Annotated in this window: 13 protein-coding genes; 9 read left to right on the top strand and 4 right to left on the bottom strand. The window is 64.4% G+C overall.

Annotated elements, in window-relative coordinates:
- Positions 1-102 precede the first annotated feature (102 nt).
- The gene (locus WJU18_RS05455; protein ID WP_423459114.1) at positions 103-930 is read left to right on the top strand and encodes a pseudouridine synthase; all 828 of its coding nucleotides are present in this window, start codon (positions 103-105) and stop codon (positions 928-930) included.
- Positions 931-1,120: 190 nt separating this feature from the next.
- On the opposite strand, the gene WJU18_RS05450 is transcribed toward WJU18_RS05455, so the two are convergent.
- Entirely contained in the window at positions 1,121-1,837 is a 717-nt protein-coding gene (locus WJU18_RS05450; RefSeq protein ID WP_423459113.1) for a Crp/Fnr family transcriptional regulator, read from the bottom strand.
- Positions 1,838-1,997: 160 nt separating this feature from the next.
- On the opposite strand from WJU18_RS05450, the gene WJU18_RS05445 reads away from it, so the two are divergent.
- The 6 genes from WJU18_RS05445 to htpG all read left to right on the top strand — a co-directional run bounded on the left by WJU18_RS05445 (position 1,998) and on the right by htpG (position 11,103).
- Positions 1,998-4,139 carry an acetate--CoA ligase family protein gene (locus WJU18_RS05445; RefSeq protein WP_423459112.1) on the top strand — a complete coding sequence of 714 codons (2,142 nt, stop codon included), beginning with the start codon at positions 1,998-2,000 and terminating at the stop codon, positions 4,137-4,139.
- 39 nt (positions 4,140-4,178) lie between these two features.
- Positions 4,179-5,168, top strand: a complete 990-nt coding sequence (locus WJU18_RS05440; RefSeq protein WP_423459111.1) for a Bug family tripartite tricarboxylate transporter substrate binding protein — start codon at positions 4,179-4,181, stop codon at positions 5,166-5,168.
- Positions 5,169-5,192: 24 nt separating this feature from the next.
- Positions 5,193-6,575, top strand: a complete 1,383-nt coding sequence (locus WJU18_RS05435) for a DUF1254 domain-containing protein (protein WP_423459110.1) — start codon at positions 5,193-5,195, stop codon at positions 6,573-6,575.
- A 48-nt stretch (positions 6,576-6,623) separates the two neighbouring features.
- Positions 6,624-7,880 (top strand): alkyl sulfatase dimerization domain-containing protein, encoded by a 1,257-nt coding sequence (locus WJU18_RS05430; protein ID WP_423459109.1) that lies wholly within the window; start codon positions 6,624-6,626, stop codon positions 7,878-7,880.
- Positions 7,881-7,905: 25 nt separating this feature from the next.
- Positions 7,906-8,907, top strand: coding sequence for a Bug family tripartite tricarboxylate transporter substrate binding protein (locus WJU18_RS05425; protein WP_423459108.1), 1,002 nt, complete (start codon positions 7,906-7,908; stop codon positions 8,905-8,907).
- 102 nt (positions 8,908-9,009) lie between these two features.
- Complete coding sequence (htpG, locus tag WJU18_RS05420; RefSeq protein ID WP_423459107.1) at positions 9,010-11,103, top strand: molecular chaperone HtpG; 2,094 nt, start codon at positions 9,010-9,012, stop codon at positions 11,101-11,103.
- A 382-nt stretch (positions 11,104-11,485) separates the two neighbouring features.
- On the opposite strand, the gene WJU18_RS05415 is transcribed toward htpG, so the two are convergent.
- Positions 11,486-12,637 carry an aminotransferase class V-fold PLP-dependent enzyme gene (locus WJU18_RS05415; RefSeq protein WP_423459106.1) on the bottom strand — a complete coding sequence of 384 codons (1,152 nt, stop codon included), beginning with the start codon at positions 12,635-12,637 and terminating at the stop codon, positions 11,486-11,488.
- 126 nt (positions 12,638-12,763) lie between these two features.
- Between WJU18_RS05415 and WJU18_RS05410 the strand changes: the two genes are divergently transcribed.
- On the top strand, positions 12,764-13,441 hold the full coding sequence (locus tag WJU18_RS05410) for a MarC family protein (RefSeq protein WP_423459105.1): 678 nt from the start codon (positions 12,764-12,766) through the stop codon (positions 13,439-13,441).
- Between the two features lie 41 nt (positions 13,442-13,482).
- On the opposite strand, the gene rocF is transcribed toward WJU18_RS05410, so the two are convergent.
- Together rocF and WJU18_RS05400 are read right to left on the bottom strand one after the other, a co-directional pair.
- A complete protein-coding gene (rocF, locus tag WJU18_RS05405; protein ID WP_423459104.1) occupies positions 13,483-14,418 on the bottom strand; it encodes an arginase in 936 nt (311 codons plus the stop codon).
- A gap of 29 nt (positions 14,419-14,447) precedes the next feature.
- Positions 14,448-15,131 carry a YggS family pyridoxal phosphate-dependent enzyme gene (locus WJU18_RS05400; RefSeq protein ID WP_423459103.1) on the bottom strand — a complete coding sequence of 228 codons (684 nt, stop codon included), beginning with the start codon at positions 15,129-15,131 and terminating at the stop codon, positions 14,448-14,450.
- Between the two features lie 50 nt (positions 15,132-15,181).
- On the opposite strand from WJU18_RS05400, the gene WJU18_RS05395 reads away from it, so the two are divergent.
- Positions 15,182-16,225 (top strand): type IV pilus twitching motility protein PilT, encoded by a 1,044-nt coding sequence (locus tag WJU18_RS05395; RefSeq protein WP_423459102.1) that lies wholly within the window; start codon positions 15,182-15,184, stop codon positions 16,223-16,225.
- The last annotated feature ends 11 nt before the right edge of the window (positions 16,226-16,236 follow it).

Below are 16,236 nucleotides of genomic sequence, written 5' to 3'. Positions count from 1 at the left end.
GCCGAGCGGTTTCTTAGAATAGATGCTTCGCTTCAAGTCTCGTCATTCCCGCCTGCGCGGGAATGACGAAACCGTTGACGCTATTCATTCAATAGTCACCCCATGTCCGAACCACCCCGTTTCCGCCGCGCGCCCGCTCCCGCGCCGGACGCCGCCCCAGCCGCCGCCACCTCCCGGCTGAACAAGCGCATGGCCGAACTCGGCCTGGCGTCGCGGCGCGAGGCCGACGCCTGGATCGAACGTGGGTGGGTACGCGTGAACGGCGAAGTGGCGCGCATGGGCCAGCAAGTGTCGCCGCAAGACCGCATCACCGTGGCCAAGCAGGCCGAAGGCGAGCAGGCCGAGCGCGTGACCATCCTGCTGAACAAACCAGTAGGCTACGTGAGCGGCCAGGCTGAAGATGGCCATGCCCCAGCCGCCAGCCTGATCGGCGCGCAAAGCCATTGGCGCGAAGACCGCTCGAAGATCCGCTTCGGGCCCCACCAACTGCGCGGCCTGGCACCTGCGGGCCGGCTCGACATCGATTCCGTCGGCCTGCTGGTCCTGACGCAGGACGGGCGCATCGCCCGCCACCTGATCGGGCAGGATTCCGAAATAGAAAAGGAATACCTCGTGCGCGTGACCTTGCTCGATGCGCCCGAAGCGCAGCCGCAGAACACGCAGGCACGCGTGCCGCCAGAGAAGCTGGCGCTGCTTCGCCATGGCCTTCATCTGGACAACCAGCCCCTCAAACCCGCCAAGGTGAGTTGGCAGAACGAAGAACAGCTGCGCATCGTGCTGCGCGAAGGCAAGAAACGGCAGATCCGCCGCATGTGCGAACTGGTTGGCCTGAAGGTGATCGGCCTGAAGCGCGTGCGCATCGGGCGGGTGGTGCTGGGCCAGCTTCCGGTAGGGCAGTGGCGCTATCTCGGTCAGGGCGAGCTGTTCTGAGCACAGAACCACGATCTGACGCGTATCCCCTAGTGTCCTGAGTTGCAAGTTCGTTGATAAATAAATCTGCCGAAATCGACATCAGGCAAGGCGCAAAACGCAGCGATACCGAGTGGTATCGCGAGGCTTTGCAACGCCGCATGGTGTTGATTCTCGGTAGATTTATTCAACGAACTTGCAATTCAGGACACTAGTCCTCTGATGCAAACCGCGAGAGCGCCAGGACGTCGCGCAACACCAGGCGCTTGTAGCTCATCTCTATCACGCCGAGATCGGCCAGCATGCGCAACTGCTTGTTGACCGTCTGGCGCGACAGCCCCAACAGGGCCGCGAAGTCCTGCTGGGGCAAACTGACGCGCAGATCCAGCCCCGAGTCCTGCGGGGTGCCGTAAAACTCGGCCAGGTTGATCAGCGTGGCCGCCACGCGGCGGCGCACTGTCCCCAACGTGAGGCCTTGCAGCATCGTGATGCTGACCCGCTGGCGATGCAATGCCAGCCGGGCCACCTCGCGCCAAAGAATAGGCTCGGCATCGAGTTCTGCCACCACCGCATCGACCGGCAGACGGATCACCACTGAATCCTCATGCGCGTGGTATTCGTAGCCCAGCGGCTGATCTTCCATCAAGCGTACCAACGGGGCCACCTGGCCCGGCCCTAGCAAGGCGTTGAGATACTTGCGCCCGCCCTCACTCAGGCTGCCAATCTCCACGCTGCCCGAGACCACCAGAAGCATGTAACGCCACTTGGGTCCGTTCCCCATCACCAATGCGCCCTTGCGATGGCGCTCCAGAAGGGCGGACTTCACGAGCGCGCGGCGCCTTGCATCGGGCCACTGCGCGAAGAGCTCGCTCCAACTCAGTGCACGCTCGATCAGTTCCTCGTCACGCGTCCCCGCAGGGCATTGCATGCGTCGCGGAAGTGACTGAGAAGGCTTGGGGTCAGGGGAGCGCGTAGACATCTGGCCGAATTTGTACACCGATTGACAGATTTCGGCGAGCGTTCTTCTTAACGTAGAGCGCTGATGGCTTCGGTACACCGCCTGAGCGCTCACTACACCGCCCCCTGTCATGAACGACTTCGATTTCAAGTTGGACGATCTGTCCGCCCTCTTCTCGCCTCGCTCCATTGCCGTGGTGGGCGCGTCCTCGAACCCCCAGAAGATCGGAGGCATCCCGATTGACTATGCGCTGCGCTTCGGCTTTGGCGGCACTTTGCATGCGGTCAACCCCACCGCATCGGAGGTCCAGGGTTTACGCGCGCATGCCAGCCTCCAGGCTATCGGGGAGCCCGTAGACCTGGCCATCCTGGCCGTGCCGGCGGCTGCCGTACATGGGGCCATCGAGGACGCCATCGCCGCCAAAGCCCGAAGCGTCGTGCTGTTTTCCGCCGGCTTCGCGGAGGTGGGCGGCGAGGGCATCCTGGCACAGGAGCGTCTCAGCCAGCGTGTACGCGAGGCCGGGCTGCGCCTGGTGGGCCCGAATTGCCTCGGGATCATGAACCTCCAGCGACACATTTATGCCACCTTCGCCCCCGTCGCCAGCGCCATCCGGGTCAAACCCGGGCGCATTGGCCTGGTGAGCCAGTCAGGCGCCTTCGGGGTCTACGCCTATGCGCTGGCTCATGCGCGCGGCGTGGGCTTCTCCACCTGGGTCACCACCGGCAACGAGGCCGAGGTGCAACTGGCGGACTGCCTCGCTTGGCTGGCACAGGATGACGAGACCGATGTGATCATGGCTTACATGGAAGGCTGCCGCGATGGCCCCCGCCTGCGCGCCGCACTGGCTCTGGCGCAGGCCAACGGTAAGCCGGTGATCATGGTCAAGATCGGCCGCACCGAACTGGGCGCTCAAGCCGCGGCCTCGCATACTGCCGCGCTGGCCGGCGACGACGCCGTGTATGACGCCGTACTACGCCGCTACGGCGTCATACGCGCGCGCACCGTGAGGGAGTTTTTCGATCTGGCCCACAGCGCAGGAGTGGCCGGCCGGCCTCGCGGGCGCCGCATCGGCCTGTTCACGGTTTCCGGCGGAGTCGGCGCGATGATGGCCGACGACGCGGCCTCGCACGGGTTGGAAGTCCCCGCCCTCACTGACGCGGCTCAAGCGCAACTGCGGGAATGGGTGCCTTTCTCGGCGCCACGCAATCCTGTGGACATCACAGCTCAGGTGACCAACGACATGTCTCTGCTGGAACGCAGCGCGCGCGTCATGCTGGAAGACCAGGGCTTCGATTCCTGGATGGGTTTCCTGGCCGCCGCCGGGACATCCGATACCTCCTGGCCGATACTGCAGCAGTTGGTCGGATCCTTGCGCGCCGCCTTTCCGGACACGGTGCTGGCCTTGAGCACGCTGCTCTCGCCCCAGCGCCGTGCCGAGCTCGAAGCCATGCATTGCCTGGTATTCGAAGATCCCTCCGAAGGCATCCGCACCTTGGCCGCGCTGGCAAAGCAGCCTGCCTCCGAGGAACATGCCGGCCACGCCGTCACGGCCACGTCCCACGCTATCGTCTTGCCTGCCGGCACGCTCAGTGAGCCCGCCGCGCTCAAGCTGCTGGCCCAAGCTGGGGTACCGGTAGTACCGCACTATCTGGCGCGAAGCGCCAAGGAAGCCGCTGATGCGGCGCGGCAATTGGACTGCGCGGTCGCGGTGAAAGTGGTGAGCGCCGACATTCCCCACAAATCTGACGTGGGCGGCGTGGTGCTGGACATTGCAGGAGCGGAGGCTGTACGCGCCGCCTTCGAGGAGACGCAAGCCAACGCGCTCGCCGCACGGCCTGGCGCCTGCCTGGAAGGTGCGATGGTCGCCAGCATGGTGCACGGCGGTGTGGAGTGCATCGCTGGCGTACGGCACGATCCGGTATTCGGCCCTGTCCTCATGTTCGGTCTGGGTGGCATTCACGTCGAAACCCTGCGCGACGTCTCCCTGCGCGTGCTGCCTGTCACGCACGAGGAAGCCCTCTCCATGGTGCGCGAGTTGCGCGCCTTTCCCATCCTGGCCGGTGCCCGCGGCCGTCCAGCCGCCGACCTTGGCGCCATCGCCGATGCGCTCTGCGCCCTGGCACGCTTCGCCCTGGCGGCTGGCGACACGCTCGACAGCGTGGAAATCAACCCCTTGATCGCCCGCCCGCGCGAGCAGGGAGGCTGCCTGGCGGCAGATGCGCTGGTCGTCGGCCGACCCCGGCCCAAGGAAGGAACAACCGCTCTCACCTGACCGGGACTTCGGGCCCGAACACACCAAGGAAATTCATCCATGCCCTCTTCACCGATAGACATCGCTGCCGCCTGCGCCTTCACTGCCCTCGGCATGGCTGCCAGCCCCGCCCATGCCCAGAACGGCTATCCCGACAAGCCGATCCGCCTGGTCGTGCAGTACCAGGCCGGCGGCTCGGCCGACACCATGGCCCGGATCGTCTCCCAAGGTTTGGCCGAACGGCTGCACCAGCCCGTACTGGTCGACAACCGGAGCGGCGCCGGCGGCATCATCGGCACGGACTATGTGGCCAAGAGCACACCCGACGGCTATACGCTCTTGCTGACAGTGCCAGGCCCCATCACGGCCAACCTGGCGCTGTACAAGAATCTGCCCTATGACCCGCGCACCGATCTGCGCATGGTCTCTGACATTGCGCTCCCCCGTACGGTGCTGGCAGTAACGCCCTCCGTGCCGGTGCGCAACTTCAAGGAACTGATCGCGGCCATCCAGGCCGCGCCGGGCAAGTACGCGATGGGCTCCTGGGGGCCAGGCACCCAGCCGCACCAGGCTCAGGTGTACATGGACAAGGCCTATGGCCTGAAGACCATGCACGTCGCCTACAAGGGCGAAGCGCCCATGGCCGTGGACCTGATGAGCGGCGTGATCCAGATGACCATCGGATCGGTCACCACGCTGCTGCCCCATATCACCTCTGGAAAGCTGCACGCTCTGGCCATGGCCGGCCCGACCCGCTCCAGGATGCTGCCCCATGTGCCCACTTTCGCCGAGCAGGGCTACAAGGACGAGATCTACATGGTCACGGCGCCCATTTCGCTGATGGCGCCGGCGAAGACGCCGGATGCCATCGTCGAGCGGCTGGGCCGCGAGGTAGCCGCCGTTCTGCATGAACCTGCCGTGAGACGCCGCATCGAGGAACTGGGCGCCGACCCCATAGGCAACACGCCCGGCGAAGCCGCGGCTGCCTACACAGCCTATCTCCCCGTCATGTTCAAGCTGACCAAGGCCACCGGCGTGACGCTGGACTGAGGCTGCTTTCAGGAACTCCACCCTATGACTTCAAACACCTTCTCACGAGCCGAAGCCCAGCGCGCCCTGGCCCGCTCCATCGGCATGGCCGCCTTCGTCTACGGCTATCCGCTGACCGAGATCTACCGCACCTGCGCCATGCAGACGGCACCGCGCGCACAGCGCCGCCCCGGCGCCTCGGCAGGCTCCGACGTGCGCGCCCCCATGAACACCCTGCACCACGCACCGCGTCCATCGACCCATGAAGACCGCGACGTGGTGACACCCGCCAACGATCTTCTCTACACGATGGCATGGCTGGATCTCACTCAAGGCCCGATGCTGCTCACCGTTCCCTCGTCTGCGCGCCATCTCGGGCGCTATTTCGTGCTGCCGTTGTATGACGCCTATACCGAAAACTTCGAGAACCTGGGTCCGCGCAACTGCAAGCCCGAAGGCGAAACCGTGGTATTGCTTGGCCCCGGAGGCATCGTCCCCGATGCCCTCCTTCAGTATCGCGTGGTGCAATGCCCTACGAATCTCGTCTGGCTGATCGGCCGAATTCTGGCGGGAGATGAGAGCGACTGGCCAGCCGCGCGCGCGCTGCAATCCGACATCCTGCTGGAACCCGCGCCGGGAACCGTGCTGGGCGGCCGCCCGTCGGCTATCGAGCAGTGGGCAGGAAACACCGTGGATGCCATGGCCGCCGCTTTCGAAAACGGTGAACCGGCCGCGCAGGTAGCGCCGGCCTTCTTCAGCAATTTCTGCCATGCGCTCGCGGAGGCGCCGGGCCGCGTGGAAGACCGCGGCCTGGTGGCCTGGTTCGGCCAGGCCGGGCTGAAGGCGGACCGCGCCTTCTCCTGGGAGGCTCTGGAAGAGCCTTTGCGCTCGGGACTGATCGAAGGCTTCGCGGAAGGCGTGCGCGCCGTGGCGGCCATCGGCCGCAACCACCGCCCCCAACCCTGGGCCATGACCCCTGCCACTGGCCGCTACGGCAGTGAATTCCTGGGCCGCGCACGCACCGCCTATCTCGGGTTAGGGGCCCTGGCTACCAGCGAGGCCGTCTACGCCGCCGCGCACTATGATGCCGCCCACAAGCCCCTGGGTGACCACCAGCGCTACATCATGCGCTTTGAAGCGGACGACATGCCGCCCGCCGACGCCTTCTGGTCCGTCACGCTGTACGACAGCGACCGCTTCCTCTACCCCAATGAGATCCGGCGCCACGCCATTGGCGACCGCACGCCAGGCCTGCGGCGCGCAGCCGACGGCAGCCTGGAAATCACGCTCAGCCATGCCCGCCCGGCGAACGGCGCCAATTGGCTGCCCACGCCGGCAGGCCGCTTCTATCTGATCCTGCGCATGTACTACCCGCGCGAGGGCGTACGAAGCTGGCGCATTCCGCCGCTGCAGGCGCAGTTGGACTGAGCCCTGGCCGCCTCTTGCCCGCCCGGACGATGAACACAAGGAGAACTCATGAGCACCCGCAATGACGACGAAAAGCCCTTCCTGCTTGTAGGCACCGGCACTGAAACGGTGGCACCAGGACTTCACATCCTGCGAGGCCAGGGCCAGTCCTTCGTGGCCGAGACCGATGCCGGCCTCGTGGTGATCGACGCCGGTCCTGGCGGCTCCATCACCCAGGGCATGATCGAGGCTGTCCGCGAACTCAGCGATGCCCCGCTGCATGCCCTGTGCTACAGCCACGGGCATATCGGCTACAACTCCGGCGCGCCTCAATGGCTGGCGCATGCCGCGCAGCGGGGCGATCCGCCGCCGCGCGTCATCGCGCACCGCAATGTGCCTCGCCGCTATGCGCGCTACCGTGAAACGCAGCCCCTGCAAAACCGGATGGCTGAAATCCAGTTCAACCGCCCGGCCGGATTCTTCGACAAACGCCTCAGTTTGCATGAACCCGCGGAAACCTTTGAGGACCGCCTGACCATTGGCAGCGGCGAGCAGCGCATCGAACTGCTGTGGGCCCCCTCCGAAACCGACGATGCCATCGCATTGTGGAGCCCCGTGCAGCGCGTGTTGTATGGCGGTGCGGCACTGTTGGATTCCATTCCGAATATCGGTACGCCCTTTCGCACCCTGCGCGATACGGTCCGCTGGGCGGGCACGCTGGAGTCGCTGGCCGCGCTGGGCGCGTGCAAGGCCGTGCGCGAATTCGGCCCCACGATCGAAGGCGAGGATGATGTCCGGCATGTGCTCACGCACACTGCGCGCGCCCTGCGCTGGTTGCGTGCCGAGGTGGTCCGCATGATGAACGAAGGTTTGAACGAGCGCCAGATCCTGGCTGACATCCGCTTTCCGGACGAGCTCTTCGGTGTCGAGTGGATGAAGCCCACCTACGGCGACCCCGGCTACATCGTGCGTGACATCTATCGTTCCGAAAACGGCTGGTGGGACCGGAACCCCACCTCCCTGCACCCCGAAGCGCCGGACGCCATTGGCGAGGCAGTGGCCAGCCCCATCACGGACAAGGCCGGATTGATCACCGCCGCGAGCGCCCACGCCGACGCCGGCCGCTGGCAGATGGCGCTCCATGTGATCGACTTGCTCGCCATCGCGCCGGGCGATGCGCCGGAACTCACGCAGGCACGCCGGCTGAAGGCGGCCTGGCTGCGCGCGCGCGCACGCCAAGTGCCCAGCTACGTCTCGCGCAACCTCTACCGCGTCAGCGCCGAGATGATCGACAACGGCACCCAAACGCGATTCGGCATCAGTTGACCCATCAAAAACAAGGAGACTCCCTATGCAGATCAAGCACATCCGGCGCCCCACGCTGGCATCCACGGCGTTCGCCGCCTTCAGCGCGATGCTGCCATTCGCTCCCGCCCAGGCGCAAGACAGCACCCGCTATCCCAGCAAGCCGGTGACGATCATCGTGCCCACCGCGCCAGCCGGTGGCACGGACACCTTGGCCCGCGTGTTTGGCGAAGCGCTCAGCAAGTCGCTAGGCCAGCCTTTCGTCATCGACAACCGGCCCGGCGCCAACGGCATCCTGGGCACGGAGCAGGCAGCCCGCGCCGCGCCTGACGGCTATCGTCTCCTGTTCACCTACGCCGCGGCGATGGTGGTCAACCCCAGTCTCTACAAGAAACTGCCATTCGACCCGCTCAAGGATTTCGCTTCCATCGCGCAGATCGGCCGCGCCGGCAATCTGCTGCTGGTACGCAAGAACCTGCCTGTGAACAACCTCAAGGAATTCGTCGAGTATGCGAAGACGCATCCCGGCAAGCTGAACTACTGCTCCTGGGGCGCGGGCTCTGGCGGCCATCTAGCCATGGAAAGCCTGATCAAGCAGGCCGGACTGAAGATGACGCACATCCCCTACAAGGGCAGCATGCCCTGCGTGCAGGACCTGATGGGTGGCCAGGTGGATGCGGCCTTTGCCGACGTGTCCAGCACCGTGGGCGTGGTGCGCGCGGGCAGCGTCAAGCCGGTGGCCTACAGCGGCCCCTCCCGCTTGCCTTCTCTCCCCAACGTGCCCACCATGACCGAGGCGGGCTTTCCTTTCAAGAACTACGGCTGGTACGGTCTTTTTGCCCCGGCCGGCACCCCGCCCGACATCATCAGGCGGGTCAACGAAGCGGTCAACGCCGCCTTCAAGGACCCGGCGGTAGTGCAGCGCATGAATGATCTCAATATCCCCGACCTGCCAGTCAACACACCGCAGGAATTCGGCGCCACCGTCCGCCAGGACCTGAGCGATTGGAGCGCGCTGGTGAAGGCCGTGGGCGTGACGTTGGACTAGGGTGTCCCGGTTATTGCTCAGGAGAGCTTGAAATCATCGCTCTGGCCCCAAAATAGGGAGTGCGCAGTCTGTGCGTTGCTTTTTATCAATACGCCTTCTCCCATGAGCAAGCAAAAACACTCCTTCCAGGCCGAGGTTGCACAGCTTTTGCACCTCGTCACACACTCGCTGTATTCCAACAAGGAAATCTTCCTGCGCGAGCTGATTTCCAATGCCTCCGACGCCTGCGACAAGCTCCGCTTCGATGCGCTGGCCGACCCCGCGCTCTACGGCAACCAGCCGAACCTCGAGGTGCGCATCAGCTTCGACAAGGCCGCCAAGACGCTGACAGTGACCGACACCGGTATCGGCATGAGCCGCGATGAAGCCATCGCGCACCTGGGCACCATCGCCAAGAGCGGCACGAAGGAATTCGTCTCGCGCCTCTCGGGCGACCAGAAGCAGGATTCTCAGTTGATCGGCCAGTTCGGGGTGGGCTTTTACTCCGGCTTCATCGTGGCGGACAAGATCACCGTGGAATCGCGCCGTGCCGGCTTGCCAGAGAACCAGGGCGTGCGCTGGGTCAGCACCGGTGCAGGTGAGTTCGAGGAAGAAAGCATCACGCGCGCCGAACGCGGCACCAGCGTGATCCTGCATCTGCGCGACGATGCGCTGGAGTATGCCGACAGCTGGCGGCTCAAGGAGCTGATCAGCAAATACTCCGACCACATCAGCCTGCCCATCAAGATGGAAGGCGAGAAATGGGAAGACGCCCAGGAAGAAGGCCAGCCCGGCCAGATGGTGAAAACCGGCGAATGGGAAACCGTGAACCAGGCTTCCGCGCTCTGGACACGCCCCAAGAAAGACATCAGCGACGAGCAGTTCAAGGATTTCTACAAGCAGATCGCCCATGATTGGGAAGATCCGCTGGCCTGGTCGCTCAACCGCGTGGAAGGCTCCACCGAGTACACCCAATTGCTCTACATCCCCTCCCACGCGCCGCAGGACATCTGGGACCGCGAGAAGAAGGCAGGTGTGAAGCTCTATGTGAAGCGCGTGTTCATCATGGACGACGCCGAGCAGCTCATGCCGCGCTATCTGCGCTTCATCAAGGGTGTGGTGGATTCAGCCGACCTGCCACTGAACGTGAGCCGCGAGCTGCTGCAGGAAAGCCGCGACGTACGCTCCATCCGCGAAGGCAACACCCGGCGCGTGCTCTCCATGCTGGAGGATCTGGCCAAGACCGAAGCTTCGGCGGAAACCGCCCCTGGCACCCAGCATGAAGCCGCTGTCGCCGAAAACGGCCACGATGGCAAGGTGGACGTGGGCTCAGGCGACTCCACGCCCGCGCCCGAGCCCACCGAGCTGGCAGGCAATGACGTGACCGACGTGGTCGACAAGAACGCCGCACCCACTGCCGCCGATGCCTCCGCCAAGTTCGCCGAAGACGCCGCCCGCGAAGGCAAGTACAGCACTTTCTGGCGTGAATTCGGTGCCGTGCTGAAGGAAGGCCTGGGCGAGGATTTCGCCAACCGCGAACGCATCGCCAAGCTTTTGCGCTATGCCTCGACCGCCAGCGAGGCCGTCAACGTATCGCTGGCCGACTACAAGACCCGCATGAAGCCCGGCCAGAAGGCCATCTACTACATCACGGCCGACACCGTGTCCGGCGCTCGCAACAGCCCGCAGCTCGAAGTGTTCAAGAAAAAGGGCATCGAGGTGCTCCTGATGACCGACCGGGTCGACGAGTGGTCGCTCTCGTTCATGCAGGAGTTTGACGGCACGCCGTTGCAATCGGTGGCCAAGGGCGCGGTCGATCTGGGCGATCTACAGGATGAAGCCGAGAAAAAAGCCGCCGAAGCGGCAGCCGAATCGGTCAAGCCCTTGCTGGAACGCCTGAAGGACGTGCTGAAAGACCAGGTGGAAGACGTGCGCGTGACCACTCGGTTGGTAGATTCACCGGCCTGCCTGGTGGTCAAGGATGCCGGCATGAGCATGCAGTTGGCCCGCATGCTGAAGCAGGCCGGCCAAAAGCTGCCTGATGCCAAGCCCGTGCTGGAAATCAACGCCGAGCACCCGCTGGTCAAGAAGCTCGAAGGCAACCCGCACTTCGAGGACCTGGCGCACATCTTGCTTGATCAGGCCGTGCTGGCTGAAGGCGGTTTGCCCGAAGATCCTGCGGCCTATGTGCGCAGGGTGAACGCACTGCTGGTCTGAGGTCGCCCTCCGGGACCGCCAAGCTCCAGCTTGGCATCGAGGGGCTCTGCAAACGCTGCATGCCAAGCTGGAGCTTGGCGGTCCCAGGATGACATCAAACCTCCGGCTCGCCCGGCACCACCGGTTCCTCGGGCGGCCCTTTCTGTGGCTCCAACGGCTCATCCGGCCGCGGTGGAGCCTCTTCGGGTGTGGGATTCCGGTGATCCATGAGATACCTCACTTGTCCACGGCGCAGCGCGCCATCCACGCCGCATGAAACACAACAGCTCGAAGGGCCGCGGAGCAGGCCGTCTCAGGGCACCCGCGGAGCTGGCTTTGCCAGGCCGCTAGGTCCATCCCCCTTCGGTGGAAGGCGCGCAAGCGACTAAGGGCGGGGGTTGTGTCATGCCGTCGCCTGCTCTGGCGCGACGCGCTCCAGGGCCTCGGCCAGATGGCCCACGCTGCGGTCCACGTCGTGCCATTTGTCCAAACCGAACAGGCCAATGCGGAATGTGCGGAAATCCGCCGGTTCGTCGCACATCAGGGGCACGCCGGAAGCACTCTGCACGCCCGCGGCGATGAATTTCTTGGCACTCTGGATGTCCGGATCCGTGGTGTAGCTGACCACCACGCCGGGCGCCTTGAAGCCCTCGGCCGCTACGCTGGGGAAGCCCCGGCTTTCGAACAGTTCACGCACCTTGCGGCCGAGATCGATCTGCTCCTGGCGCACCTTGTCGAAGCCATATTGGCGCGTTTCCTGCATGACATCGCGCAGGCCCAGCAACGTCATGGTCGGCATGGTGGCGTGGTAAGCATGGCTGCCGGTTTCGTAGGACTGCATGATCTGATACCACTTCTTCAGATCGCAGGCAAAGCTCGTACTCGTGGTGCCTTCCATCACCTTGAGCGCGCGCTCGGACAGGCCCACCATGGCACAGGCCGGCGAGCTGCTCCACCCCTTTTGCGGCGCGCTCACGAGCACATCAACCCCGATGGCCCGCATATCGACCCACATCGCGCCCGAAGCAATGCAATCCAGCACGAACAAGCCGCCGGCGGCATGGGTGGCCTCGGCAACTTTCTTCATGTAGTCGTCGGGCAGGATCATGCCGCTGGCCGTTTCCACGTGCGGCGCGCATACCACCGCCGGCTTGACACGCGCGATCGTGGCGACCACTTCCTCGATCGGAGCGGGCACCCAAGGCGCCTGAGCCCCTTCGCCCACGCGGCGGGCCTTCAGCACCGTGATGTTCTCCGGTGCGGTGATCTTGCCCATCTCCAGAATCTGGGACCAGCGGAAGCTGAAAAAGCCGTTGCGCAGGATCAGCACCTTCTGATCGTTGCCAAACTGCCGCGCCACCGCCTCCATGCCGAAGGTGCCGCTGCCCGGCACCAGGGCTGTGCCGTCAGCTCCGTAAACCTCTTTCAGGATCGCAGAAATGTCCTTCATCACGCCCTGGAAGCGCTTGGACATGTGATTGAGCGCGCGGTCGGTGTAGACCACCGAAAATTCGAGCAGGCCATCGGGATCGATATTGGGCAACAAGGCTGGCATGAAGGCCTCCATCAGAAAATAAGCAGGACTCACAAGGCCGCCCCACCGGTGAAGTCCGGCAGAGCAAAACCTTTGTAAGCTCGTTCAAACTCAGCTTATCATGCAGCGCCGCCATACTTTGACAACATGGAAATCCCCGCACTCGCCCTGGCCTTCGGCAAGAGCTTCCTGTTCGCCCTGGCGGCAGTACTGCCGATCGTGAATCCGCCCGCTTCGGCGCCGGTGTTCGTCAACCTGACGCAAGGGCTCGACCGGCCCACGCGTGCCATGCTGGCCCGGCGCGTGGGTTTGAACGTGGCGCTCATGCTGACGGGGGCCATGCTGATCGGCACCTACGTGCTTGATTTCTTTGGTGTTTCGCTGCCCATTGTCCGTGTGGCCGGCGGCTTGATCGTGGCCTTTACCGCCTGGAACATGCTGTATGCGCCGCAGATAACGAACGACCACAAGGCCGAGATGGCCGAAACGCTGACACAGGAGAACGTGCGTATCCAGGCGTTCTATCCCATGGCTTTCCCCCTGACCTGCGGCCCGGGGGGCATCTCCGCCGCGATCACGGTGGGCGCTGCACTGCACAGCCAGCGCTGGTCCGATTCCCTGGCCAACTTCGGCGGCGGCGTCGCCGCCATGCTGGTCACCGGCTTGCTGGTGCTGCTGACCTACCGCTATGCCGGCCGCCTGCTGCGCCCCCTGGGCGAAGTGGGCCTGGTGGTGTTCTTGCGCCTGTCGGCCTTCATCCTGCTCTGTATCGGGGTGCAGATTCTCTGGACGGGGATCATGGAGCTACTGCGCGAAATCAACTGAGTTTTTCAATCTGAACGGCTGTTGAGCGCGCCGGATCCTACCTACCCCCTCTGGCGCATCAGCGTGCTTTTTCCGAAAAGGCTTTCCACCAGATCCACCGCCAGTTCCGCCGTCTGGTTACGCACATCCAGCGCGGGATTGAGTTCGACGATGTCGAGCGAGCCGAGGCGGCCGGTGTCAGCCACCATTTCCATGCACAGTTGCGCCTCGCGGTAGGTGGGGCCCCCGCGCACGGTGGTGCCAACCCCTGGTGCGATGTCCGGATCGAGAAAATCCACATCCAGGCTCACATGCACATGGGTGTGCTCGGCCACTCCCGCCAGGGCCAGCTCCATGGCATGGCGCATGCCCATCTCGTCGATGAAGCGCATATCGAACACCTCGATACCGGCCTCGTGCACCAGGCGTTTTTCGCCCTCATCCACGCTGCGGATGCCGATCTGCCGCAACTCCTTGGGCTTCAGCGCCGGCTGCTCGGCGCTGAAGCCCCCCAGGCCGACCAGTTCCGCAGGCCCCTGCCCCATCAGGCATGCCACGGGCATGCCGTGCAGGTTGCCGCTGGGTGTCAGGGCGGCAGTATTGAAATCGGCATGGGCGTCGAGCCAGAGTACACGCAACTTGCGGCCCTGGGCACGGCAATGCCGGGCCACGGCACTAATGGACCCGACCGCCAGACAATGATCGCCGCCCAGCAGCGCTGGCAGGCGCCCCATCTTCAGTTGGCCGTGCACGGCTTCATGCACAGCTTGGTTCCAGGCCACCACCTGAGGCAGATGCCGGAAACCGTGCTCCGGCGGCAGGCAGGGATTGGACGGCCCGGACAGGTTGCCAATATCGGCCACGCGCCAACCCCGGCGTTCCAGCGCCTCGGCCAGCCCGGCGACCCGCAGTGCCTCCGGCCCCATGCGAGCCCCCAGCACGCTGGCGCCGATATCGGTCGGCGCGCCAATCAGACTGACAGTGGGAGCATGGGACATAGGTAGCTTTCAACCTAGGTTCAAGTGTGTCAGCCGCGGGCGCCAAAGATGGCCGTGCCGACTCTCACCATGGTACTGCCAGCGGCGATGGCCGCTTCAAGGTCTGCGCTCATGCCCGTCGACAGGGTATCCAGCGGCAAGCCCGCACCGCGAAGCTGCTCGAACACCGAGCGTACCCGTCCATGCACCGCGCGCGCCTCGGCAAAATCAGACACCGGCTCGGGAATGCTCATGACGCCCCGCAAACGCAGCCGAGGCAGCGCCGCCACCGCCCGCGCCAGCTCCAGCGCCTCACCCGGCGCCACGCCCGATTTCGTCGCCCCGCCATCCACATTCACCTGAATGCAGACCTGCAGCGGCGCCATGCCCTCCGGCCTCTGTGCCGACAGCCGCTCCGCGATCTTCAGCCGGTCGATCGTATGGACCCAGTCAAAATGCCCGGCCACCAGCCGTGTCTTGTTGCTCTGGATCGGCCCGATGCAATGCCATTCCAGCGGCAGATCACGCAGCGCGGCGATCTTCTCGACGCCTTCCTGCACATAGTTCTCGCCAAAGGCGCGCTGCCCCGCCGCATGGGCCTCCCGTATGGCTTCGGGCCCGCAGGTCTTGGACACCGCCAGCAGTGACACATCCGCCGCGTTCCGCCCCGCGCTTTCGCAGGCTGCCGAAATCCGTTCGCGTACTTTTTGAATACTGTCTGCAATCGTCGTCATAATCCCTACAGCGTATCAAACTGAAACTACGAACCCGATCGAGGAATCCCGTGGACATCACGCAACTTCTGGCTTTCAGCGTCAAGAACAAGGCGTCCGACCTGCATCTGTCCGCGGGGCTGCCGCCAATGATCCGGGTACATGGCGACGTGCGGCGCCTGAACGTGGAGCCGCTTGAGCACAAGCAGGTGTTCGCCATGATCTACGACATCATGAACGATACCCAGCGCAAGATGTACGAAGAGTTTCTGGAGATCGATTTTTCCTTTGAAATCCAGGGCTTGGCGCGTTTTCGGGTCAACGCCTTCAACCAGGCCCGCGGCGCCGCGGCAGTGCTGCGGACCATTCCCAGCAAGATCCTGACACTGGAACAGCTGGGAGCGCCCCGGATCTTTGCCGATCTGGCTCTCAAGCCCCGAGGCCTCGTGCTGGTGACCGGCCCCACGGGCTCCGGCAAATCCACCACCCTGGCGGCCATGGTGAACCATCTGAATGAGCACGAATACGGCCATGTGCTCACGGTGGAAGATCCGATCGAATTCGTGCACGAATCGAAGAAATGCCTGATCAACCAGCGTGAAGTGGGCTCGACGACACAGAGCTTCTCCTCCGCGCTGAGATCGGCCCTGCGGGAAGACCCGGACGCCATTCTGGTGGGGGAATTGCGCGATCTGGAAACCATCCGGCTGGCCATGACCGCGGCAGAGACCGGGCACCTGGTGTTCGGCACGCTGCACACCTCGTCGGCCGCCAAGACCATCGACCGTATCGTCGACGTGTTCCCCGGGGAAGAAAAGGACATGGTGCGCACCATGCTCTCGGAATCGCTGCAGGCGGTGATTTCACAGACCTTGTGCAAAACCAAGGACGGCCAGGGCCGTGTGGCGGCGCATGAGATCATGCTCGGCACCAGCGCCATCCGCAACCTGATCCGGGAGGCCAAGGTGGCGCAGATGTATTCGGTCATCCAGACCAGCGGCAGCGCCGGCATGCAGACGCTTGATCAGAACCTGACGGATCTGGTCAAGCGCAATGTGATCAGTGTGGCAGAAGCGCGGGGCAAAGCCAAAACCCCCGAAAACTTCCCAGGGTGACGTGCCCCCTG

It is taken from the genome of Ottowia sp. VDI28 (genome assembly GCF_049532675.1).
Lineage (GTDB): Bacteria > Pseudomonadota > Gammaproteobacteria > Burkholderiales > Burkholderiaceae_C > Ottowia.
The sequence above is the reverse complement of the archived record's forward strand: the minus strand, read 5'-3'. Positions and strand labels throughout refer to the sequence as shown.